The sequence below is a fragment of the Streptosporangium sp. NPDC001559 genome, from assembly GCF_042893955.1.
Classification (GTDB): domain Bacteria; phylum Actinomycetota; class Actinomycetes; order Streptosporangiales; family Streptosporangiaceae; genus Streptosporangium.
In genome coordinates, this window is sequence record NZ_JBIAVG010000026.1 from 28,964 (window position 1) to 50,273 (window position 21,310).

Here is a 21,310-nt window from a genome sequence, read left to right on the forward strand (position 1 = left end):
GGCAGGTAACGGTCCCAATGCAGGTGAATGCTTGCGAGTCTGAGCATCGAAAACTTCGATGCTCAGACCGGACAAATGCCTTAAAGCCCTACCTTCGACCCCATGACCTTGGTGACCGAGAACGGCTGGCCGCGCACCACGACGTGGGCCGGTGAGGAACTCCACATCGGCGGGGTGGGCGTGCGGGAGCTCGCCGCCGAGTTCGGCACCCCCGCCTACGTCCTCGACGAGGAGGAGTTCCTGGCCCGCTGCGCCGAGTGGCGCCGGGCGCTGCCCGACGGGGAGGTGCACTACGGCGGCAAGGCCTTCCTCTGCCCCGAGGTGGTGCGCTGGCTCGACACGGCCGGGCTCTGCCTCGACGTGTGCACCGGAGGTGAGCTCGCGGTGGCCGTGGCGGGCGGCATGGATCCGGCACGGGTGGTCTTCCACGGCAACAACAAGTCCCCGGCCGAACTGCTCCGCGCCGTCTCCTGGCGGGTCGGCTGCGTGGTCGTCGACTCCTTCGCCGAGATCGGGCGCCTGGCCGCCGTCGCCGCCGAGGCGGGGGTACGGCAGAGCGTCATGATCCGCGTCACCCCCGGGGTCGAGGCGCACACCCACGAGTTCATCGCCACCGGCGGCGACGACTCCAAGTTCGGCTTCTCCCTGCGCGCCGGGCTCGCGGCCGAGGCCGTCCGCCGGGTCCTGGCCGAGCCGTCGCTCGAACTGGCCGGGCTGCACTCCCACATCGGCTCGCAGATCACCGACCTGGCGGGGTTCACCCTGGCCTCGCGCCGGATGGCCGCCTTCCTGCGGACCGTGGAGGACGAGAACGGCGTGACGATCCCCAAGCTCGACCTCGGGGGCGGCCTGGGCATCGTCTACCGGCCCGGCGACCCGGTCCCCCCGCGTCCCGCCGAGGTGATCGCCGCGGTGCGCGAGGCCGTACCGGCCCACGTGCGGCTGGCCGTCGAGCCCGGCCGCTCCATCGCCGGGCCGACCGCCGTCGCGCTGTACGAGGTCGGCACGGTCAAGGAGATCCCCGGCGCCCGCACCTACGTCAGCGTGGACGGCGGGATGAGCGACAACCCCCGCCCCGCCATGTACGGCGCCGCCTACACCGCGGTCCTGGCCTCCCGCTCCTCCTCGGCCCCCGCCCGGGAGGTCACCGTGGTCGGCAAGCACTGCGAGAGCGGGGACGTCCTGGTCCGCGACCTGCCGCTGCCCGCCGACGTACGGCCCGGCGACCTGCTCGCCGTCCCGGCCTCCGGCGCCTACCAGCGCTCGATGGCCAGCAACTACAACCACGTGACGCGCCCGCCCGTGGTCGCGGTCCGCGACGGGTCCGCCCGGGTGATCGTGCGCAGGGAGACCGAGGAGGACCTCCTGCGGCTGTACGTCTGAGCCTCCCGGCCCTCACCGTGCTCTGGGCGCCCGTTACCGGCCGAATCCGGCCAGATACGGCGGCGGCGCCGTAGCGTGCAGAAGGATTTCCCTGAAAGACCGCTTACGGACAACCCAGCACGGACCCAAGGGAGGTCTGCCATGTTGCGCAAGACCCATCTGGCCCTGATCGTGGCCCTCGGCGCCGGCGTCGTCTCCGTCGGCGCCGCGGCGGCGGCCGAATCGGCGTCAAGCCACTCCGGATACCAGGCGTACACCGTGATCAAGAACGCCGAGGGGGCGGCCTTAGGCACCCTCAGGATCGACCACGAACGCTACGGCAAGTCCAGGGTGACCGTGGCCGTCAAGGGCCTGACCCCCGGCTACCACGGTTTCCACATCCACACCGCCGGGATCTGCGACCCCAAGTCGACCGATCCGACGACCGGCAGCCCCTTCTTCAGCGCGGGCGGCCACTTCAACCTCGGCACCGGCGGCCACGGCGACCACACGGGCGACCTGCCCGCCCTGCTGGTCGGCGCGGACGGCACCGGGAACGCGTCGGTGGTGACCGACCGCTTCCGGATCGGCCAGCTCCTCGACAAGGACGGCAGCGCGGTCATCGTCCACGGCCTGCCCGACAACCTCGCCAACATCCCCTCCCGTTACGCCGACGCCAACGGCAAGACGGGGCCGGACGAGGCGACGCTCAAGACCGGTGACGCGGGCGGGCGGATCGGCTGCGGCGTGATCACCGGGCGCTGACCCGTTCCCCGGCCCGGTCCTCGCCGGGACCGGGCCGGGAAGGGGCCTCAGGCGATCAGGCCCCACGGTTCCGAGATCCGCGAGGCCAGGCGCGGCTTGGCGTCGGCCCACCACAGGACGGACCTGGCCAGGGTCGCCGCCGGGTCGGTCACCTGACGCGTCGGCTCGAACGGGTCGGCCATGCTGGTGTAGCTCTCGAACATGCCCAGCAGCCGCACCGCCTGGAGCTGGATGGGCGACAGGTGCTGCTCGGCGAAGGGCAGGAAGAAGCGGTGCCAGCGCCTGGGCGAGATGAACGGCGGAACGGCCACCGGCGGGATGCCCCGTTCCGCGCGCCAGCCGTTGAGCGTGCCGCAGGTGACGTCCAGGAGCGTCTGCAGGGTCATGCAGGCGCCGCCGCCCGCGATCGTCTCGACCCTGAGGTCCTCCGGCGGCGGCCCGGTGACGGCGTCCGCGATCACATCGGCCACCAGGTCGACCGGCGCCACCTCCGCGTATCCCCCCGGTTCGCCGATCACGGCCGCGGCGAGCCCGGAGACCAGGGTCTGCAGCAGCGTGTACGGGCCGGAGAAGCGGGCTATCGACCCGTCGTCGTCCCGGCCGAGGATCAGCGGCGGCCGTACGATCGTGACCGGGCCCCGGTGGCGTTCCCGTACCAGTTCCTCACACCTGGCCTTGGACCACTCGTAGCCGTTGCGGTAGCGCCCGAATCCCTCGTCCTTGGCGTAGGGGTCGTCGGAGCCGCCGACGTAGGCCGTCGAGACGTGCACCAGGTGGGTCTCCGGCGTGAGCAGGCCGAGCACGGCGTCGAGCGGCCGGACGTTGGAGTCGAGCGCCTCCTGCGCGTTCATCGTCCACCGGGTGGAGGCCGCGGCGTGCACGACGACGTCCCAGGGACCCCGCAGTTCCTCGGGGGGCGGCCCGACGCCGATCTCCCAGCCGATCTCGCCCTCCCCCTGGGGGCGTCTGGCCACCCGGACCAGTTCGACGGGCGCGTTCCCGAGGGCACGGCACAGCTCGGTGCCGACCACCCCGGTCGATCCCGTCAGCAGTACCCGCCGCGCGCCGCTCACCCGGTCGCTCATACGGCGGCCCGCAGCACCAGGGACACGTTGTGCCCGCCGAAGGCGAAGGAGTTGGACAGCGCGACCGGCGAGCCGATCCGCCTCGGCGCCCCCGCGACGAGGTCGATCTCGTCGGCGCACTCGCTCTTGCCGAAGTTGGCCACCGGCGGCACCAGCCCCGCCTCGGCCACGCCGAGCGAGATCACCGCCTCCAGTGCCCCGGCCGCGCCGATCAGATGACCGACGACGCCCTTGGGGGCGGTCACCGGCGGGCAGCGGTCGCCGAAGCAGGTGGCCAGCGCGCGGGCCTCGGCCCGGTCGTTGAGGTAGGTGGAGGTGCCGTGCGCGTTGACGTGGCCCACGTCGGAGAAGGACAGCCCCGCGTCCCGTACGGCCATGGCCATGCAGGCGGCCGCGGCCTCGCCGTCCTCCCGCGGCGCGACGATGTGGTGGGCGTCGGAGGTGCTCCCGTAGCCGACCACCTCCCCCAGCACGGCGGCACCCCGCCGCCTGGCGTGCTCCCAGTCCTCAAGCACCAGGAACGCGGCGCCCTCCCCCATCACGAAGCCGTCGCGGTCGGCGTCGAAGGGGCGGCAGGCCGCCGCCGGGTCGTCGTTGCGGCCGGACAGCGCGCCGATCCGCGCGAAGGAGGCCATCACCATCGGGGTGACCGGGGCGTCGACACCCCCGGCGACCATGACGTCGCACTCACCGGAACGGATCTTGAGCATGGCCTCGCCGATGGCCGTCGCCCCGCTGGCGCAGGCGGTGGCGTAGGTCAGCGTGGTGCCTCTGGCCCCCAGCCGCATGCCGATCCTGGCCGCCGCGGAGTTCGACATGATCTGCGGCACGGTGAACGCCGGAATCCTGGCCGGGTCGTGCTCGCAGCGCCGCAGCACCTCCTCGGTCGCGCCCAGGCCCGCGACCCCGGTGCCGACCGCGACCCCGACCCGTTCGGGCGCGAGGTCCTCCAGCCTGGCCCCCTCGGCGGCGTCCGCCGCGGCGGCCAGGGCGAGCGTCGTGCCGCGGTCCATCTGGCGCCGCTGGCGGAGGGTGAGGTAGTGGTCGAGGTCGAACTCCGGGACGGTGCACGCGAACGTCACCGCGACCTCGTTCCTGACCAGCTCCTCGACCGTCGCCGCGGTCGGCCGGGCCTCGATCAGCCTCCCGAGGAGCGCCTCGACGGTGTTTCCCGCCGGGGACTTCACCCCGAGGCCGGTCACCGCGACCCTTCTGCGGCCGGTCATGCCGGGTGCGCCGAGATCCGCGCGGCCACCAGGTCGACGGCGTGACCGATGTTGCGCATGTCGAGGAGGTCCTCGATCTGCATCCGGACGCCGAGCGCCCGTTCGAGCCGTGCCCCGATCTCCATGAGTTCGAGGCTGTCCACGGAGTACTCCGCGCCCAGGTCCGTCTGCTCGCCGATCTCGGCCTGGTCGACCCCCAGGACCTCGGACACCTTCTCGATCATCAACTCGGATATTTCGGCTCGGTTCATCGTCGTTCTCTCATCGGGTGTGGTGCTTGGGGGCCAGGGACGGCGCGCACTCGTCCAGGTCGAGCGAGGCGGGCACGCCCAGCGCGCGCCTGCCGAGGAACTGCCGGGTCGCGACGGGGGTCGGCGGGTGGAAACGGACGGCCTGGGCGTCCCGCCACAGCCGCGCCAGCACGCCCCCTCTGGCGTAGGACGCCCCGCCGCACGCCTCGGCGATCGCCGAGACGAGGTCGGGCACCGTACGCACCGCCTGCTGCTTGACCGCGAGCGCGGCGGGCAGGAGCCGCTGCGGGTCGGCGCCCGCGTCCATCCCGGCGGCGACGGCCGCGCAGCCCGCCTCCAGGGTCAGCAGCGCCGCGTACGGGTCGCCGAGCGCCGCCTGGTAGCTCGGCAGCCGCGCCCTGGTGCTGCCCAGGTGCGCGATCCGCTGGGTGCCGAGCAGGTCGCGCCCGGCGCTCAGGGCCGACTCGGCCAGCCCGAGGTAGACCGCGGTCGCGGTCAGGGAGAACCAGATGACGCCCGCCGCCAGGACGTCGTCGTCCTCGGCGCCCGCGGGGGCCTGGTAGAAGACCAGTTCGTCGGGGATCACACAGCGGTCGAGCACCAGGGTGTTGGAGGCGGAGCCGCGCATGCCCATCGCGTCCCAGTTCTCCACCACGCTCAGCCCGGGGGCGTTGGTCGGCAGCATCGCGACCAGGACCTGCGGGGCGGCGCCGTCCTGGCCCGGGGCCGCCACCTGGAGGCAGACCAGGTCCGCCTCCGCGGCCAGCGAGCACGGGTACTTCCTGCCGGTCACCTCCCAGCCGCCGGGCACCCGCTCGGCGGTCAGTGTGGACCTGGTCGCCGAACCGCCCAGGTTGGGTTCGGCGAAGGCGGAGGCGACCAGCCGGTTCTGGGTCGCGATGGCCTCGATGAGCAGCCACGACACGTCGGTGTTTCGCCGCCAGTGCTCGACCGTCAGGCCGATGGTGAAGATGTGCATGTTCACCGCGACCGCGAGCGCCGGGTCGGCCCGGCCGAGCAGGCGCTGCGCGGCGCACGACTCCAGCAGGCTCGCGCCCTTGCCCTGGAAGTCCGTGGGGATCGCGAGGGCGGGCCAGCCGATCCTCCGCAGCAGGTCGAGGCTCGCCGGGTCGGGGCGGCCGCTCTCGTCGGCCGCCGCCGCGCCCGCCGCGATGCTCTCCAGGGCGTCCGCGGGCATGAGGGCGCCGACGTCCGGCCACAGCTCGCCGGACGGAAGTCCGGTACTCGCCGTCGTGCTCACCGGCGTCCTCCCCATGCCGCCCCGGCCTCCTTCAGCGCGTCGTCGAGTACGGCCAGCGCCCGGTCGACCTCGGCCGGGCCCGCCACCAGCGGTGGGAGCAGCCGCAGGGTCCGCGGCCTGCTCAGGCACGGGGAGACCAGCAGGCCGCGTCTGGCCAGCCCCATCTGGACCTCGCCCGCCAGCTCGGTCCCGGCGAAGTCGACGCCCCACAGCAGTCCTCTGCCGCGGACGTCGGCGACCAGCCCGGGATTGTCCTCGCGCAGCGTCCGCAGGCCCTGTTCCATCAGCCGGGCCAGTTCGGCGCCGTTGTCCGCCGCGGCCTCGATCTCGGCCAGCGCGGCCGGGACCGCGGCCGTCGCCAGGGGGTGGCCGCCGAAGGTCGCGGTGTGCCGGAACGGGTCCTTCAGCAGCGGCTCGTAGAGGGCGTCGGAGCAGACCAGGGCGGAGACCGGCACGACGCCGCCGCCGAGCGGCTTGCCCAGCAGCACCGCGTCCACCTCGATCCCGGCCGCGAGCGCGACCGAGGGGTCGCCGCAGCGCCGCAGGCCGCACTGGATCTCGTCGGAGACCGTGAAGGCGCCCGCCCGCCTGGCGTCGGCGCTCCAGCGCCGCAGCACCTCGGTCTCCAGCGGGCGCACGCCGTTCTCCCCCTGGACGGGTTCGAAGACGACCGCCGCGACGTCGGTCTCGGCCGTCACCCGCGCCACCGCCTCCGGGTCGTCGGGGGCGACGTGCAGTACGCCGTCGAGCAGCCCGGTCAGGCCGTCGCGGAAACGGTCGTGGTGGGTCAGGCCGAGCGCGCCGAGCGACTTGCCGTGGTAGCCGCCCTCGACCGCGACGACGACGCGCCTGCCGGTCGCCAGGCGGGCGAGCTTCACCGCGGCCTCGACGGCGTCGGCGCCGTTGATGCCGAAGTAGACCCGGTTCAGGCCGCCGCCGAGATACTCGCTGACCCGTTCTGCCGCCAGGGCGGAGACCGGGCTGGCCAGGCTCCTGGTGGAGGTCGGCATGACGTCGAGCTGGCGCCGTACGGCGTCCACGACGGCCGGGTTGCGGTGGCCCAGGAGGGTCACCGCGTAGGAGCCGAAGTCCAGGACCGAGCGGCCGTCCGACAGGAGCACCTCGCAGCCGGAGGCGCTCTCCTCGACCGCGCCCTGGCCGGCGAACTTGCCGCTCAGCGCGATCCCCGGGGACATGTGCCGCTGAATCCTGCGGAAGGTGACCCGTGCGATGTCGGGAACCGCGGCCCCCGGCGGGGCGGACGGTTCCAGCACGTGGCGATCCAACGTTTCCCTTTCCTTACCTTCTGCGTGCCCGGTGAGAACGCGGACCCGCGTTGTGCCGTGCGGTCAGGCGCGGTCAGGCGACGGGGCTGACGTCGCTGTTGCGGGTGCTCAGCCGGGTCAGGATGGCCCTGGAGTTCTCCTCGAGGGCGCGGGCCGCGACCGGGTTGAGCATGTCCGCCATGAGCGGGATGCCGATGTCGAACTCGACGTGCAGCTCGATCGTCGTCCGTCCGGCGCCGTCGTCGGTGACCTGCCAGTAGCCGTCGAAGTAGGCCAGGTCCCCCTCGATCTGCTCGAACTCGATCCTGCGGCGCTCGTGGTCCACGTTGTCCCGTTCGACCCACTCCAGTTCGGAGCCCTTCAGCAGCACCGCCCATCGGCTGGTCCTGCCCGTCTCCGACTGGTCGAGGATCGTCACGTCGACCACCTCGTCCATGTAGGTGGGGTAGTCCTCGCAGTCGAGCAGCACCTCCCAGATCCGCTGGGCGGGCTCGGCGCTCGTGTGCGTCGTCGTCACGGTGGGCACTGTCGTCTCTTCTCTCTTCGGCGGGCGGGTTCGGGGGCGTCAGGACCAGGCCGCGGGGAACGCGGTGGGCAGTCCTGAGGCCTCGTTGAGGGGCAGCAGCGTCCTGGTGAGCCTGAGCGCGGGGAACAGGCCGGAGGGCCCGCGGATCGAGGCGGGGGGCGTGGTGAAGCCGAGGTCGCGCTCCAGTTCGGCGACGTAGTCGCCCACCCTGGCCGCGGCCTCACGGGCGGCGGGGACGTCGGCGGCCAGAGCCACGGCGCGGGCCGCCGACAGGCCGCGCTCGATCTCCTCCTCGTCGAGTCCCGCGTACGGGTCGGCCAGCACGTCGTGCTCGTCGGGCGGCAGTCCCTCCCGCAGCAGGGACCGTACGGCCAGCGCGCGCACGACGGTGTCCCTGGCGACGAACCTCGCCACCTGCAGGAGTCCCTCGTCGAGGGTGCCGAGCAGGTCCTCGTAGCTGGCGTGGACCTCGAAGAGCAGCTCGAAGACGCCGAAGCACTCGTGGGCGGCCCATCTGCGCGGGTCCCGCACCGGGGTCAGGCCCGTCTCGCGGCTCTCGTCGTTCACGTCGTGCTCCAGTCGATCGACAGCCACAGCAGGTCCTCCCGTGCCAGCTCGCGGTGCGTCCGCGTCATCTCCGTGCTCGCGCCGGTCCAGCTCCAGCCGGGTTCCCCGAGGGGGCCGAGCTCCCGCTCCGGCCCTTCGGCCCCGCGCAGCGCCCACCGGTGGACGAGGGCGCGCCCGCCGTGGGTGTGCCAGGTCTTCAGCCCGGCGGCGGGGGTCAGGCACACCGCCGGGTCGTCCGGCAGGTCGAGCCTGGCGGCCAGCCCGTCGAAGAGCTCCCCGGTCCGGCGCAGGTAGTCGTGGGCGTCCCCGGTTCCGGCGGGCAGGTCGAGGAAGCGCCCGTACAGCGCGGCCAGCTCGGTGTCGCCGAGCCGGTCGAGCTTGGCTCCGACCCATTTCTGCCCGAAGCACAGCTCGCCCCTGGCGGTGGCCAGCGCGTCGAGCGCGGCGACCCCGGCCCTGCCGAGCCGTTCGGCCGCGGCCAGCGGCCTGGTCTCGCGCAGCAGTTCGCAGGCGAGCCGGTAGCGCACCGCCTCCGTCCGCCACCAGCGGACCGTCGCGTCGGCGACGGGCTTGCGCCGCTCACGCTGCCAGTCGAGCCAGTCCTGGTCGCCCCGCAGCGGCAGGCCGAGGATCAGCCGGTTGAGCTGGGCGAGTTTCCTGCGGTAGTCCCGCCAGGCGGAGCGGTCCGCCTTCGCCGTTTCGCCGGGGGCGTTCAGGGCGTCGGCCGCGCGCCGGATCGAGTCGGCCCTGATGTAGTTGACGTCGACGGCGACGCCGAGGCTGAAGGAGGTGATGGGCAGGCCCGTCACCTTCGTGCTCTCGACGACGACGTGGACGTCGACGTCGCTCATCGGGGTGCCGAACCCGTGCACCACCGAGCCGGCCGCCGACATCAGCAGGGGCTCGCCGAAGCTGGTGTCCACCTCCGCGACGAGGTCGCCGGTCGTCCTGCCGTGCGCGGCCAGGCGCGCGCCGAGATATCGCGCCATGTCGTCAGGCGATGTCAAGGGGTCTCCTTTTAGTACAGGTCGTATTTCTGGCGCCGGTAGTCGAAGGCCGTCGCGGCGACGGCCCCCAGGACCACGGCGCAGCAGCCCAGGACGCCGATCGACTGCAGGACCGGACCCCACTCCCCCCGCCCCGAGGTCGCCTCGTCCAGGGCGCGCAGGGCCCAGTGGTGCGGGGTCAGCACGCCGACGGCCCTGGACAGGGCGGGCAGGTTCCCGTCGGGCACGATCGCGCCGCCGACGCTGCCCGCGGTGATCAGGAAGATGTAGAACAGGCTCTCGAAGGTCGAGGTGTCGGCGGTGACGAGATAGAGCACCACCCCCATGGCGCAGCTGACGCCGAGCAGCGTGACCGCGATCGCGAGCAGCTGCCACACCGAGCCGTGGACGGGTGTGCCGTAGAAGACGACGGCGATGGCGGTGAACAGGCTCAGCTGTGTCAGTCCGATTCCCGCGATGGGCAGGATCTTGCCGAGCAGGAAGGCGCCCCTGGGGGGCCGGTGGAGCGCCTGCCGTACCCAGGTGTTGCTGCCGAACTCGCGGAACAGCGCCAGGCCCGTGTAGTGGGTGGTGGTGAAGCTGAACATGACCGCGATGCCGAGCATGGCGCGCCCGTGGCTGCCCTCCCCCGCCACGGCGGAGCCGAGGGTCAGGGCCAGGGTGGCGGGCACCGCGAACATGAAGACCAGCGGGGTGCGCATCCGCCACAGCACGAGCAGTTCGGTCGTGGCGTAGCCCGCGGCGACCGACCAGAACCCGGCCCTGTCCTTGGTAGAGCCCTCAGTCGTTCTCACCGACGCTCCCGCGTAGTTCGGGGTCCAGGGAGATGATCTCCCGCAGGTTCCTGCTGGTCAGCCGTACGGACTCGACGGCGGAGGCGGCGTGGCCCTCCCGCGCCCAGCGGGCGAGGGTCTCGGCGGCCTGCCCGACCGTCCCGGGGGCGGGGGCGCGCAGGGTCAGCGGTCCGTCCTCGCCGTCGACCCGCATGAGCAGCTCGCTGTGGTAGCCGCCGAGCAGGTCCCGCAGCGGGCCGACGCCGACGACGGTGCCGCCGGAGACGACCGCGACGTGGGTGCAGGTCTCCTCGATGTCCTCGGGGTAGTGCGAGGTGACGATCATCGCGTCGCCGTCCCGGCGCCACCGGGCCATCAGGGCGACCAGCCTGGTCCTGGTCTCGAAGTCGAGCGCGCTGGTCGGCTCGTCGAGGAAACGGAGCCTCGGGGCGTGGACGAAGCTCGCCGCGATGTGGGACAGCCGCTCCCATCCTCCCGACAGGCGGTGCACCGGGGTCCGCGCGACCTTCGCCAGGCCGAAGTCCTCGATCGCCCGTTCCGTCGCGGCGGCGACCCGCCCGCGCGGCAGGACGAGCCTGGCGGCGTGGGTGAGGTTCTCGGCGACGGTGAGCTTCTTGTAGAGGGAGATGCGCTGGCCCGCGACGCCGACGTGCCGCCGGGCGTCCCCGCCCGTTCCCTCCTGGCCGAGGACGACCTCTCCGGTGCGCCTGCCGGGCACGATGTCGAGGATCGCGTTGATGAGGGTGCTCTTGCCCGCGCCGTTGCGGCCGAGGACGCCCAGCACCTCGCCCGCGCCCAGCCGCAGCGTGACGCCGGTGAGGACCGGAGGGGAGTCGCCGTAGGCGAAGGACAGGTCCGTGACGGCCAGCAGCCGGTCCCCGGTGGCCTGCCCGGCGGAGGTCCCGCCCTCGCGGGTGAGGCCGCTCATGACAGCCGCGCCGCGACGACACCGGCCACCCGGTGGGCGTTCGCCATGGCGGTCAGGGACGAGTTGGTCGCGCCCGAGGTCGGCATGAAACTGGAGTCGGCCACGAACAGCCCCCTGGCCTCGAAGCACTCGCAGTCGCGGTCCAGTACGGCCCGCGCGGCGTCGTCGCCGAAGACCGCGCCACCGTGGTGGTGCGCGGAGACCAGGTCCTCGCCGGAGGGGACGGGGTGCACCCGGGTCTCGACGGCGCCGAGGGCGCGCCCGATCCTGGGGAGGATGGCGGTGACGCGTTCCTGCAGGAGCAGGTCGGCCGGATGGGGGGCGTAGGTCACCGCCGGCACCCTGGCGCCGAAGGCGTTCCTGCGCGCGCTGAGTGAGACGAACTTGCCCGCCGAGGGCAGCGACTCGCCCTTGAAGCTCACCTTGACCACGTAGTGCCCGCGTTCCGCCCGCAGGAAGCGGGCCAGTTCCGGGCCGCGCATCCGCAGGTTGCGGACGTGCCTGGCCGGTGACTCGGCGACGTAGGCGTCGTAGAGGGCGAACTTGCCGCCCTTGCGCAGCGGGCCCGTCTCCCCGAGGTCGTAGAAGTCCTTGATCACGACATTTCCGTAGAGTCCCGCCAGGCGGTCGGCCAGGTCCCGCTCGCGCGGTTCCGCGGTCACCAGGTAGGCGGTGCGTTCCAGGGTGAAGGTGAAGCGCCTGCCGAGCAGCCCGTTGCGGTCGGGCAGGTCCGAGCTGAGCAGGATGCGGTTGGTCTCCAGGGCGCCCGGGGCGAGCACCACGGTGCCGCACCTGATCCGCCGCGTCCGCAGGTCTCCGGCGTCGTCGCGCTGGAGGTACTCCACGCCCTGGACGGCTCCCCCGTCTACCAGGACGCGGGAGACGTAACAGCCGCCGAGCAGGCGGACCCTGGGGTCCTCGCGCAGGGAGCCGTACAGGTCGACGTACCAGTTGGGGCGGGCCAGCATCGGCCGGCCGCGTTCGGCGGGGCGCCCGGTGACGGGCGAGACCGGGCAGGTGTCCCAGGCCCGCCCGCCCAGGCAGCTCTGCCCGACGTAGGCGTTCAGGCCGTCGCGGCCGAGCCGGTCGACCATCAGCCGTTCGAGGTGGCTCGGCCCCGGCCTCTCCAGGTACGGCCCGCCGTCGAAGTCCCGGTAGGCGGCCTCGGTGTGGCCGTAGGCGCAGCCGAAGGGCCGCAGTCTCCCCTGGATGTGGGCGTAGGCCCGGTCGAGTTCGGCGAAGTCGATGGGCCAGTCGCGCACCTCGGGGCCGAGGGCGCCGCCGTACGCCGAACGCATCCGCAGGTCGCTTGGGCGGAAGCGGGACAGCTGGCCGTACCAGAGCCAGGAGCCGCCGCCGGCGAGCCGGGAGGCCCACCACTTGCGCAGCCGCGCCGGGCCCGCGCCGGGGGTCCGCAGGAGCACGTGGTCCTCCCGGGGGTCGACGGTGAGCGGGCGGTCGAGGATCAGGCTTCGCTCGCCGGGGAAGGCGTGGCCCTCCGGCTCCCAGAAGGCACCCCGGTCGAGGACGGCGACGTCGTTCGCGCCGGAGGCGCCGAGCAGCCGTTCGAGGACGGGGGCGCCGGTGAGCCCGAAGCCGACGACGACCGCGTCAGCCGAGCTCGTCCATCGGGTGCTCATAGCCAACCTCCCTCCGCCAGCGCGGGGATGAGAACAGCACGTCGTTGACGCAGGCGCACACCGACTCGGCGGACGCGCGGGCCCGCTCGTCGGGGCCGTCGAGGACGCGCCTGAGGTCCTCCCAGCCGCGCACGCCCGCCCCGGCCAGGTCCGCCGGACCGAGCCCGCGCTCCCGCGCCGCCGTGAGCACCTGCCCGGCGAGTGGCTCCAGGGACGCCTCAGGCAGGCCGTAGGCGTCCAGCACTGCCGCCACGACGTCCGCTAGAGCGTCGTCGCTCGCCATTTCTTCTCCTGTTCGGTGGGCTCGTCGGCCAGGGAGCCGTGCGCGCGCAGCCACGCCAGCGTCTCGCGCAGGCCGTCGGCGAGCGGGGTGGCCGCCCCCGCGCCCGTCCGGCCGAGACGGGTGGTGTCGAGCGTCAGCTCCAGGTCGCGGAAGGGGAAGTAGGCCCGTGCCGGGACCTCCTCGTCGTGGACGTGCACCGCCCGGTGCCCGGTCCCGGCGATCTCCGCGAGCAGGCCGAGGTAGTCGGTGAAGGAGCACGTCCCCGGCCCGCCGACGTTGTAGACGCCGGGGGGAAGCGTCCCGGCGCACGCCGCGGCCACGGTCCCCGCCAGGTCGCGGACGTGGCAGAACTGGATCCCGGTACGGCCCTCGCCCGGCACGAACACCGGCTGCCCGGTGAGCATCCTGGCCCACAGGAAGCTCTCCCTCGGCTCGGTGTTGCGCGGGCCGTACACGTAGGGCGGCCGCAGGACCGTCAGGCCGGGCAGGCCGGACAGCAGCCGCTCGCACTCCGCCTTGTCCTCGCCGTAGCCGCCCCAGGCGGGGTCGCCGCCCGCCGGGTCGTCCTCGCCGAAGGGCGGCCCCGCGTGCCCGCGCCGGTAGACCGCGGCCGAGCTGACGTAGACGTACCGGACGGCCCCGGCCACGGCGGGCGTGTCCAGGACGTTGCGCACGTGGACCGGTTCTGTGCCCGAGACGTCCACGACCACGTCGTAGTTCCCGTGCAGGACGGCGCGCGTCGAGGCCGCGTCCCGCCGGTCGGCGACGACCTGGACGATCCTGGGGTCCCACAGCGGCCGGGTCCCCCGGTTGAGCACGGTCACCTCGCAGGAGGGCAGCAGCGCCTCGACCACCGCCCGCCCGACGAACCGGGTGCCGCCGAGCACCAGTGCCCTGGTCATGGGCCCGGAACGGTGACGGGTACGGCGGCGAGCCTGCGCCAGGCGTCCTGGAGCAGGTGGTCGATCCGTTCGGCCCCCTCAAGGCGCAGGATCGGCACCCTCGAACCGATGCCCGTCAGGAACGCCTCGGCCCGTGCCCTGAGGTCGGCGGCCAGGTGCTCGCCGATCCCGGACCACCAGTCCTCCTCCGGGTTGTCCGGGGTGTAGACGTTGGGCCGCATGAGGGAGGCGATCTCCCCGGGGTCGACGACCTCGCGCAGCAGGGGGTCGCGTCCCCTGGCGACGTCCGGCAGCACGATCATGCCGAGCGGGGCGCTCAGCTCGAAGTCGGCGCCGGTGATCGAACGCAGGCTGGTCAGCGGGACGGTCACCTTGGAGTCGCTCTCGCCGCGCCACAGGCGCTCCTCGTCGACCCCCCGGTAGTCCTCGGGGACGAAGGCGTCCCAGCTTCCCGGATACTTCTGCAGCGTGCCCGCCAGGACCCGCAGGCGGGTGGGGATGCCGAAGACCCGCAGCCGCCCGGTGGCCGGGTCCTCGGCCAGGTGGACCTTGTCGACCGACAGCGGCCTGGCGCCGGTCCTGACGATCGCGTCGAGGAAGCAGGTCGTCTTGCCCGAGCGCTTCGGCCCGGAGAACAGGACGGCCCTGCCGTCGACGACGACGGCCGAGGCGTGGACCTGCAGCTGCCCGCGGACCTCCAGGGTGCGCTGGAGCACGTGCAGGATCAGCAGCGCCAGGTCCTTGTGGACGGTCGGCGCGGCCGGGTAGCCGCCGCCGACGACGAACGTCAGGCGGGTGTAGCCCGCGTCGGCCAGCAGCCAGGTGGGGGTCTTCACCGTGCGCAGCAGCACGGCCTCCCCCGCCCGCCAGTGCTCGACGGGGAGCCTGCCCTTCTCCGTGCTGCAGTAGGAGATCATCGCGGGAGCCGGGGCGGCCAGCCGGGCGGCGGCCTCCTCGAGGCGCCCCACCAGGTCGTCGTCCGCGACGAACGTCATCTCGACGTCGGGACGTCCCCCCGCGGGCGGGCCCGTGTGCGAGCCGAGGTAGGCGTGCAGCGCCTCGAACAGGGCCTGGTCACCGCAGCGCACGTCCAGTTCGAGGCCCGCGACGTTCCAGGCCGCGGCGACCTCGCACCGGGCCTTGGCCGCGGCGTCCTCGACGTCGCCGAGCAGTTCCTCGGCGCCGGTCAGAGCACTCACTTGTCTCACTCTCCGAACTCGGGGCGGTCGATGGTCACGCGGGGGCCCGACGGGCGGCGCAGCACGGTCTGGGGCGTGGAGAAGCCGTTGAACTGCGAGGAGTAGGCGGTGGTGTACGCGCCCGCCGAGCCGACGAACAGCAGGTCGCCCTCGGCCAGGTCCTCGGGCAGCTCGACGCCGGTCGCGAAGGTGTCCTGGCTGTCGCAGGTGGGCCCGGTGACGTTGTACCTGCGCGGCGGGCCGCTCTCCCGCTCTCCGGAGATCGGGTAGACCAGCGCGCCCGCGGTCTCCAGGACCTCCATCATCCCGTTGAAGACGCCCAGGTCGGTGTGGGCCCACCAGGTCCCGCCCCTGCGGACGACCTGCAGGACCCGGCAGACCATGACCCCGGCCTCGGCGACCAGCGCGCGTCCCGGCTCGGCGACGACCTCGACGGGGTACGGCAGCGCACCGAGAAGGCCGGTTATGTGCCGTCCGAATTCCCCGATGCGGGGGACCGGCTTGTCATAGCGCGCCGGAAATCCGCCGCCGATGTCGAGCATGGCGATTCTCACGCCTTTTTCGGCGAGCCGTTCCATGATTTCGGCCGCGTCGCGCAGCGGGGCGTCCCATGCGTGCGGATCCGTCATCTGGGAACCGACGTGAAAGGCGATTCCATGGGGTTTCAACCCCATTTTTCCGGCGCCGAGGAGAAGGTCGCAGACATCGTCCTTCGAGACGCCGAATTTCCCCTCGCTCGGCACGACGCTGGCCGCCTGGCCGGTACCGAGCCTGGCGTAGACGTGCGCCCCCGGCGCCGCCTGTGACAGTTTCGCCATTTCGTGCGGCGAATCGACACAGAAACGCCATACTCCGGCGTCGTGGCAGCGGGAGATGTGCTCGCGGGGCCGTACGGGATTGCTGTAGAGCACCTCGGCCGGGTCGACGCCCACGCTCGTGAGCAGTTCGAGTTCGGGGTGGGAGGCGATCTCGAAGCCGCAGCCGAGCCCCCGCAGGTGCCGCAGCAGCGCCGGGTCGGGGTTGCACTTGACCGCGTAATGGACGCCGACCGAGGGGAATGCCTCGCGGAAGTCCGTGAAGGCGGCGGTGACGAGGTCCTCGTCGAGGATCAGGCAGGGGGTGGCCAGGCCGGCGCCGCCGGAGACGGGCACGGCGGTCGTCGGGTGCGCGGGGATCGTCACGGGCCCTCTCCCAGGATCTCTCCGAGGAGGGCGCGCGCGGCCTCCAGGTTCTCCAGGTGCCGCCGCGGGGAACGGCCTCTGACCAGGACCTGGAAGTTGTAGGTCCGCAGGTGCCACAGCAGGCGCAGGATCGCGATCTGCCGGGTGAAGACGGCCCGGTCCCTTCCGGATCGTTCCAGGTAGCGCGACAGGACGGTCTCCTCCTGCGCGGCCGTCAGCCAGTCGGCGCGCATCTGGTTGAAGTCCGCCGCCGCGACCCGGAACCGCGCCGCCTCCCAGTCGAGCGTCCACAGCTCCCCCGACCGGTCGACCAGCCAGTTGCCCCGGTGCACGTCGCCGTGGCACAGGCAGGGCCGTTCGTCCTCGAAGCAGGCCATCGCGCCGGTGAGCAGGTCCGCCGCGCCGGTGAGCTCGCCCGCGTGGGCGGGCAGCAGCTCGCACTCGCGCCGCAGCAGGCCGAGCAGGTAGGCGGGCACCTCCGTACGGCTGAGCGGCCCGCCGACGTCGCCGAGGCCGTCGGCGGGGATCGCGTGCACGTCGAGGAGCCGGTCGGCCAGCGCGGTCAGCACCTCGGGGTCGTCCCAGTCGGGGGTGTGACCGTCGACGAACTCGAAGACGGCGAACCGGTCGTCGCCCTGTTCGTCCGGGACGACCTGCAGAATCTCGGGCACCCTGATCCGGCCGGGCAGCAGGGGGCCGACGAGGCGCTCCCCGGCGAAGGTCTGGCCATAGCAGGGGTCGTCCAGGACCCGGTGCCTGACGAACACCGCCCTTCCGCCGAGGGTCGCGGCGTAGGTGTCGTTCAGCGGCCCCTTGGTGATGGGCCTCCCTGCCGCGCAGAGCCGCCGCAGGTCGTGATGCGTCCACTCACCCACGGGCGAACTCCTCGGGCGAGAGCAGCCGGGGGAGCTTGTCGACCGACTTCACCCAGTAGTGGCTCTCCCTGATGGGGTTCGCCGCGGGGCCGGGCAGGCCGTGGCCGCCGTCGAGGGCGAGCCTGCAGTACAGGTCGGGCATGTTGACGCCGAGCGTGGCCAGGAAGTAGATCGACGAGTAGAACCTGGCGGGCTGCACCTCGGTGGGCAGCGCCGTGCCGTCGTGGCCGTAGGTGAAGTCGACGCCGATGATGCCGTGCGGCCGCGCGCAGACCGCGCGCACGCACCGCAGCGCCAGCTCGTGCAGTTCCTCGTCCCAGAAGGTGCGCTGCGCCCCGGTGATGCCGGTGACGCCGGAGACCGACAGCGTCGCGTACTTCCAGGAGACCCGTTCCCTGAGCTGGGAGCAGACCAGCTCACCGTCGTTCCAGAGCCCGCTGAGCGTGGCGGTCCGCTTGGACAGGTGCTCGGCCGCGGTGAAGTGGCCCCAGCCGGAGTGCTCGTCGAGCCAGGCCGTGGCCAGCGGCATCGACCCGGTCGCGATGGAGCCCGCTCCCCCGCTGCCGCTGCGGCGGCGCAGCCACACCTTGGGGTGGCGCGCCATGATCTCCTCCAGGTCGGCCGGTGAGTCGACCAGGACGGTGTCGGGAACGGGCAGCTCCGCCTGCCTGAGGGCCTGCCAGGTGGCCCACTTGTCCTCCATCCTGTGGTGGTCGTCCCGGTCGGGAAGGAGGGTGGGCGCGACGAGGTCGTCTCGGGACTCGGCGACGGCGAGCAGTTCGGGGCTGGTGTCGGCGGCGTAGATCAGGTCGGCCGACTCCCGCCCGGCGATGTCGTTGACCTGTTTCACCAGGTCGGCGGGGTCGTCCCAGGAGACGAGGTAGCGGGCGTCCGCCTCGCTGGCGTGGAAGTCCTCAAGGGTGGTGTCGACGCCGACGGTCCGGTATCCCCCGGCCAGGGCGAGCGAGCGGGAGAAGTTCAGTCCCGTGCCGTCGCCGGAGCCGACGATGAGGACGGTACGGAGGTCAGAGGACGGGGACATGGGGGAGTCCAAAGGTCGCCGGGTGGCTGCGGATCTTGTCACGCAGGTCGGCGGGGGCCTCACCCTCGGTGCGCACCCAGGGGTAGAGGGGCTCGGTCAGCTCGGGGTTGACGAAGTACATCAGGGACATGCGCCGGTCGAGGCCGAGGTTGCGCACCTGGTGGTCCAGCGCGCCGACCTTTCCCCCGGTGAGCTCGGCGAAGACCGAGCCCGGCATCAGGACGACCTCGTCGGGGGCCATCTCGACCGGCAGGCACTCTCCGTCCGGCCAGATCTCAAGGCCGGGGGCGGTGGTGTGGATGACGGTGACCAGGTGGCCGTCCTCGTGCCGGTCCTGGAGCAGGTCGCGCTCCCCGTCCGCGTGGGTGTAGTTGTTGACCTGCAGGTAGGAGGCCGCCTCGAAGGAGGGCACCTGCGCGTCCCCGATGATTCCCGCGACGTGGCCGACGACGTCGGAGACGAGCGTGGACAGGTGGTTCCGCCAGGCCAGGAGCGCGTCCGTCAGCGAGGTCAGCTCCGCGGAGTTCGGTACGAGGTCGAGCCGGTCCGACCACAGCGTGAAGCAGTCGTTCAGGTCCGGCCGGTCCGCGGTGATCGAGTACTCCATGCCGAGCGGGCGGTAGCCGAAGTTGCAGTCGGCGCTTGAGTAGCGCGCCTTGGTCGCGTCGGGCAGGGAGAAGAAGCGCCGGCACTCGTCCAGGGCGGTGGCCAGGAGAGTGGCCTCCTTCGCGCCCAGTGTTATGCGCGCATAGCCGACCCCGAGTAGTTCTCGAGCGTAGTCAAGGGTCTTGTGTGGCATTTCGAGGATGTCCCCCGTCGTACGAAGGTTTGGCGGTGGCAAATGCCAGGCAGAGCGCGATCGCGCGGCCGTCGGTCACTGGTCTCCCGACCAGCGCCGCGAGCGAGTGTATAGGAGGTGATCAAAGCAAATAAATGGTGAATTTTCAGATTAAAGTCACCCAAAGTTGCGACTTCGCTACGCACCTAAATGACCGCAGACCAACTCGGATGTGCCGTACGCGAGGGGAACTCATGTTTTTAGGTTACGGACGTAAGCGGAGAGCTCTCCAGATAACGCTCTCTCAATTCCGGACGTGATACGGCGGAGGCGTTCCGGTCGGGCCGGAACTGCGATCCCGCCCCCCAAGGCGCCCCATACCGCCACCCGGGCCACCCGTTTCGGACAGGACTTTAATAATTTATTCGCGTCACTAATGAGAACGGTCCAAGGGCGGGAACAAAGCGTTTTCCCCATGGTCAACGGGCTTCCGGCATGGCACACTGATCGCGCGCCGGGCCCTGAGGGCGAACCGGCCGACGGCGTGCCCGCCCGTCCATGCGTGTCCCGGGCCGCTCGCGTCATGGACCTCCCACCGGCCCGGCGGCCTCCCCGGCGGTGTGGAGCGTTCCGGCCCGTCCCCCGCGACCCGCGAAGGAACCGACCGTGGACCACAGCCTCTCCCCCGTCTCCGGGGACGTCCCCGGGCAGGCGCCGGGGATCGCCGTCTTCGACCTGGACGGCACCCTGGTCAGGGGCGAGTGCGGCGAGTGGTTCCTGCGCTGGCTGATGCGGCGGCGGCCGTGGCGGCTCGCGCTCCTGCTGCCCGCGCTTCCGGTGATCGCCTCACTGCGGGCGCTGCCCAACGCCAGGACGCGCAGAGCCGCCCTGTCGGGGCTCTGCTGGTTCGCCACCGTCGGCAGCGACGACGCGGAACTGGACCGGCTGGCCGGCGTCTTCGCGGCGGGGCACGCGGGAGCGGGTTCGGCCAACCCGATGCGCGCGGGACTGGACCGGCTGCGCGAACACCTCTCCCGGGGCGACCGGGTCGTGATCGCCAGCGGCTCGGGGGCGCGTGTCGTCAGGGCGGTCTGCGCCGAGCTCGGGCTGGACGGCGTGGAGATCGTCGCCACCCGGGAGAGCCGGCGGCTCGGCGGGCTCGTGGTCGGCGAGCGCTGTCTCGGCGAGGGAAAGGTGCTCATGCTGCGGGCGGCGGGGATACCGGTGCCCTTCGGCTACGCCTACTCCGACAGCGCGGCCGACCTGCCGCTGTTGCTCGCCGCCCGGCGCCGGTTCGCGATCAGCCCGTCGGCCCCCCACCTGAGGCGCATCATGGCCGGGACCGACGGCGACTGCGCGGTCCTGCCGTGGCGGACGGAGCCGCCAGGCCGGTGACCGCCCTCCGCGGGGAGGGCCTCAGATCCCGTACTCGACGGTGAGCACCGCGCGGGCCAGGGCGTGGTGGTTGATCGTGCCGGAGAAGATCGCGGCCGTCTGGTCCGGGGTGACCTCGGCGCTCTCCACGCCCAGGGCGTGGACGGCGAAGACGTAGCGGTGCGGCGGCCCGGGAGGCGGGGCGGCCCCGCCGAAGTCGAAGGTGCCGTAGTCGTTGCGCCCGTGGATCGCGCCGCCCGGCAGACCCTTCATGTCGCCGCTGCCCGCTCCGCGCGGCAGCTCGGTCACCTCCGCCGGGATGTCGACCAGCAGCCAGTGCCACCAGCCGCTGCAGGTGGGCGCGTCGGGGTCGAAGCAGGTGACCGCGTAGCTCACCGTCCCGTCGGGGGCGCCGGACCAGCGCAGGTGCGGGGAGAGGTTGCCGGACTCGTAGACGTGCGCGTCGGGCAGGACCCCGCCGTCCGCGAGGTCGTCGCTGACGACCTCGAACGCCGGAACCCGGCGCAGATGGGCATAGGGCAGCGGCGCACGCTCGGCCATCGTTCTCCCGTTTCTCCTCGGGAAGCGCCGGCCTCCCGCCGGACGTCATCCGGCAGTGGATTGTTTCTCCGCCCAGAACCTTTGTCAAGGGTTGACAATTACATGGGGCCTGAGGGCATACTCCGCTTTTGGAGCATCAATGGCAAAGCGGGGTTGCCAGTCGGCACCCGGCGTCACGCGACGATCCTGCGCCCGGCCGACCAGACGATTCACAAACCCGCATCCGACAGCGCGGAGTTTCCATGAGCAATCCATTCGAGGATGGAAACGGCATTTCCTCCACCCGGCCCTCGGCGCGGTTCCGCGCTCTTCCCGGCCCTGTCCTCAGAAATTCCGCGCGTCGCAGGTGCCGTACGGCTTCGCCGCCCTCCTGAGCGGCTCCCCGGCCTTCTCCTTCCGGTCGGACCCGCGTCCACG

22 protein-coding genes are annotated in these 21,310 nt (G+C 72.4%); 3 read left to right on the top strand and 19 right to left on the bottom strand.

What is annotated here, in order from left to right:
• Positions 1-102 precede the first annotated feature (102 nt).
• Both lysA and ACFYY8_RS38945 read left to right on the top strand, forming a co-directional pair.
• Positions 103-1,383, top strand: a complete 1,281-nt coding sequence (gene lysA / locus ACFYY8_RS38940; RefSeq protein ID WP_390050031.1) for a diaminopimelate decarboxylase — start codon at positions 103-105, stop codon at positions 1,381-1,383.
• A gap of 141 nt (positions 1,384-1,524) precedes the next feature.
• Complete coding sequence (locus tag ACFYY8_RS38945; RefSeq protein ID WP_390050033.1) at positions 1,525-2,127, top strand: superoxide dismutase family protein; 603 nt, start codon at positions 1,525-1,527, stop codon at positions 2,125-2,127.
• A 47-nt stretch (positions 2,128-2,174) separates the two neighbouring features.
• Here the strand turns inward: ACFYY8_RS38945 and ACFYY8_RS38950 are convergent, their stop codons facing one another.
• The 18 genes from ACFYY8_RS38950 to ACFYY8_RS39035 form a co-directional block, all read right to left on the bottom strand.
• Positions 2,175-3,212, bottom strand: a complete 1,038-nt coding sequence (locus tag ACFYY8_RS38950) for an SDR family oxidoreductase (protein WP_390050035.1) — start codon at positions 3,210-3,212, stop codon at positions 2,175-2,177.
• Entirely contained in the window at positions 3,209-4,438 is a 1,230-nt protein-coding gene (locus ACFYY8_RS38955) for a beta-ketoacyl-[acyl-carrier-protein] synthase family protein (protein ID WP_390050037.1), read from the bottom strand. Before ACFYY8_RS38955 ends, ACFYY8_RS38950 begins: the two co-directional genes overlap by 4 nt.
• Positions 4,435-4,662, bottom strand: coding sequence for an acyl carrier protein (locus ACFYY8_RS38960; protein ID WP_390050039.1), 228 nt, complete (start codon positions 4,660-4,662; stop codon positions 4,435-4,437). The genes ACFYY8_RS38955 and ACFYY8_RS38960 overlap by 4 nt, the downstream gene beginning before the upstream one ends.
• Before the next feature lie 37 nt (positions 4,663-4,699).
• Positions 4,700-5,950 carry an acyl-CoA dehydrogenase family protein gene (locus ACFYY8_RS38965; protein ID WP_390050041.1) on the bottom strand — a complete coding sequence of 417 codons (1,251 nt, stop codon included), beginning with the start codon at positions 5,948-5,950 and terminating at the stop codon, positions 4,700-4,702.
• Positions 5,947-7,236: an aspartate aminotransferase family protein gene (locus tag ACFYY8_RS38970; protein ID WP_390050043.1), complete on the bottom strand. Its 1,290-nt coding sequence runs from the start codon at positions 7,234-7,236 to the stop codon at positions 5,947-5,949. Before ACFYY8_RS38970 ends, ACFYY8_RS38965 begins: the two co-directional genes overlap by 4 nt.
• 73 nt (positions 7,237-7,309) lie before the next feature.
• Complete coding sequence (locus ACFYY8_RS38975) at positions 7,310-7,753, bottom strand: SRPBCC family protein (RefSeq protein WP_352013258.1); 444 nt, start codon at positions 7,751-7,753, stop codon at positions 7,310-7,312.
• 48 nt (positions 7,754-7,801) lie between these two features.
• Entirely contained in the window at positions 7,802-8,356 is a 555-nt protein-coding gene (locus tag ACFYY8_RS38980) for a hypothetical protein (protein ID WP_352013257.1), read from the bottom strand.
• The gene (locus tag ACFYY8_RS38985; RefSeq protein ID WP_390050046.1) at positions 8,326-9,336 is read right to left on the bottom strand and encodes a hypothetical protein; all 1,011 of its coding nucleotides are present in this window, start codon (positions 9,334-9,336) and stop codon (positions 8,326-8,328) included. The genes ACFYY8_RS38980 and ACFYY8_RS38985 overlap by 31 nt, the downstream gene beginning before the upstream one ends.
• An 11-nt stretch (positions 9,337-9,347) precedes the next feature.
• The gene (locus ACFYY8_RS38990; RefSeq protein WP_352013255.1) at positions 9,348-10,130 is read right to left on the bottom strand and encodes an ABC transporter permease; all 783 of its coding nucleotides are present in this window, start codon (positions 10,128-10,130) and stop codon (positions 9,348-9,350) included.
• Positions 10,117-11,058: an ATP-binding cassette domain-containing protein gene (locus tag ACFYY8_RS38995; protein WP_390050049.1), complete on the bottom strand. Its 942-nt coding sequence runs from the start codon at positions 11,056-11,058 to the stop codon at positions 10,117-10,119. Before ACFYY8_RS38995 ends, ACFYY8_RS38990 begins: the two co-directional genes overlap by 14 nt.
• Positions 11,055-12,698, bottom strand: a complete 1,644-nt coding sequence (locus ACFYY8_RS39000; RefSeq protein WP_390050051.1) for a GMC oxidoreductase — start codon at positions 12,696-12,698, stop codon at positions 11,055-11,057. Before ACFYY8_RS39000 ends, ACFYY8_RS38995 begins: the two co-directional genes overlap by 4 nt.
• Positions 12,670-12,981: a hypothetical protein gene (locus ACFYY8_RS39005; protein WP_390050053.1), complete on the bottom strand. Its 312-nt coding sequence runs from the start codon at positions 12,979-12,981 to the stop codon at positions 12,670-12,672. The genes ACFYY8_RS39000 and ACFYY8_RS39005 overlap by 29 nt, the downstream gene beginning before the upstream one ends.
• The gene (locus ACFYY8_RS39010) at positions 12,960-13,883 is read right to left on the bottom strand and encodes an NAD-dependent epimerase/dehydratase family protein (RefSeq protein ID WP_390050055.1); all 924 of its coding nucleotides are present in this window, start codon (positions 13,881-13,883) and stop codon (positions 12,960-12,962) included. Before ACFYY8_RS39010 ends, ACFYY8_RS39005 begins: the two co-directional genes overlap by 22 nt.
• Entirely contained in the window at positions 13,880-15,082 is a 1,203-nt protein-coding gene (locus tag ACFYY8_RS39015) for a hypothetical protein (RefSeq protein ID WP_390050057.1), read from the bottom strand. Before ACFYY8_RS39015 ends, ACFYY8_RS39010 begins: the two co-directional genes overlap by 4 nt.
• A 5-nt stretch (positions 15,083-15,087) precedes the next feature.
• Entirely contained in the window at positions 15,088-16,263 is a 1,176-nt protein-coding gene (locus ACFYY8_RS39020) for a type III PLP-dependent enzyme (RefSeq protein WP_390050058.1), read from the bottom strand.
• Positions 16,260-17,138, bottom strand: a complete 879-nt coding sequence (locus tag ACFYY8_RS39025; protein WP_390050060.1) for a phosphotransferase family protein — start codon at positions 17,136-17,138, stop codon at positions 16,260-16,262. Before ACFYY8_RS39025 ends, ACFYY8_RS39020 begins: the two co-directional genes overlap by 4 nt.
• The gene (locus tag ACFYY8_RS39030; RefSeq protein ID WP_390050062.1) at positions 17,131-18,180 is read right to left on the bottom strand and encodes a hypothetical protein; all 1,050 of its coding nucleotides are present in this window, start codon (positions 18,178-18,180) and stop codon (positions 17,131-17,133) included. Before ACFYY8_RS39030 ends, ACFYY8_RS39025 begins: the two co-directional genes overlap by 8 nt.
• Positions 18,164-18,979, bottom strand: coding sequence for a 2-oxoglutarate and iron-dependent oxygenase domain-containing protein (locus ACFYY8_RS39035; protein ID WP_390050064.1), 816 nt, complete (start codon positions 18,977-18,979; stop codon positions 18,164-18,166). Before ACFYY8_RS39035 ends, ACFYY8_RS39030 begins: the two co-directional genes overlap by 17 nt.
• Before the next feature lie 645 nt (positions 18,980-19,624).
• On the opposite strand from ACFYY8_RS39035, the gene ACFYY8_RS39040 reads away from it, so the two are divergent.
• The gene (locus ACFYY8_RS39040; RefSeq protein ID WP_390050066.1) at positions 19,625-20,353 is read left to right on the top strand and encodes an HAD family hydrolase; all 729 of its coding nucleotides are present in this window, start codon (positions 19,625-19,627) and stop codon (positions 20,351-20,353) included.
• Positions 20,354-20,374: 21 nt separating this feature from the next.
• On the opposite strand, the gene ACFYY8_RS39045 is transcribed toward ACFYY8_RS39040, so the two are convergent.
• Positions 20,375-20,893, bottom strand: coding sequence for a YbhB/YbcL family Raf kinase inhibitor-like protein (locus ACFYY8_RS39045; protein ID WP_390050068.1), 519 nt, complete (start codon positions 20,891-20,893; stop codon positions 20,375-20,377).
• Between the last annotated feature and the right edge of the window lie 417 nt (positions 20,894-21,310).

What these genes read in the sequence shown, in the direction of transcription:
- lysA (WP_390050031.1), top strand. Translation starts at nt 103, where the DNA reads ATGACCTTGGTGACCGAGAACGGCTGGCCGCGCACCACGACGTGGGCC.
- ACFYY8_RS38945 (WP_390050033.1), top strand. Translation starts at nt 1,525, where the DNA reads ATGTTGCGCAAGACCCATCTGGCCCTGATCGTGGCCCTCGGCGCCGGC.
- ACFYY8_RS38950 (WP_390050035.1), bottom strand. Translation starts at nt 3,212, where the DNA reads ATGAGCGACCGGGTGAGCGGCGCGCGGCGGGTACTGCTGACGGGATCG.
- ACFYY8_RS38955 (WP_390050037.1), bottom strand. Translation starts at nt 4,438, where the DNA reads ATGACCGGCCGCAGAAGGGTCGCGGTGACCGGCCTCGGGGTGAAGTCC.
- ACFYY8_RS38960 (WP_390050039.1), bottom strand. Translation starts at nt 4,662, where the DNA reads ATGATCGAGAAGGTGTCCGAGGTCCTGGGGGTCGACCAGGCCGAGATC.
- ACFYY8_RS38995 (WP_390050049.1), bottom strand. Translation starts at nt 11,058, where the DNA reads ATGAGCGGCCTCACCCGCGAGGGCGGGACCTCCGCCGGGCAGGCCACC.
- ACFYY8_RS39000 (WP_390050051.1), bottom strand. Translation starts at nt 12,698, where the DNA reads ATGAGCACCCGATGGACGAGCTCGGCTGACGCGGTCGTCGTCGGCTTC.
- ACFYY8_RS39005 (WP_390050053.1), bottom strand. Translation starts at nt 12,981, where the DNA reads ATGGCGAGCGACGACGCTCTAGCGGACGTCGTGGCGGCAGTGCTGGAC.
- ACFYY8_RS39010 (WP_390050055.1), bottom strand. Translation starts at nt 13,883, where the DNA reads ATGACCAGGGCACTGGTGCTCGGCGGCACCCGGTTCGTCGGGCGGGCG.
- ACFYY8_RS39030 (WP_390050062.1), bottom strand. Translation starts at nt 18,180, where the DNA reads ATGTCCCCGTCCTCTGACCTCCGTACCGTCCTCATCGTCGGCTCCGGC.
- ACFYY8_RS39035 (WP_390050064.1), bottom strand. Translation starts at nt 18,979, where the DNA reads ATGCCACACAAGACCCTTGACTACGCTCGAGAACTACTCGGGGTCGGC.
- ACFYY8_RS39045 (WP_390050068.1), bottom strand. Translation starts at nt 20,893, where the DNA reads ATGGCCGAGCGTGCGCCGCTGCCCTATGCCCATCTGCGCCGGGTTCCG.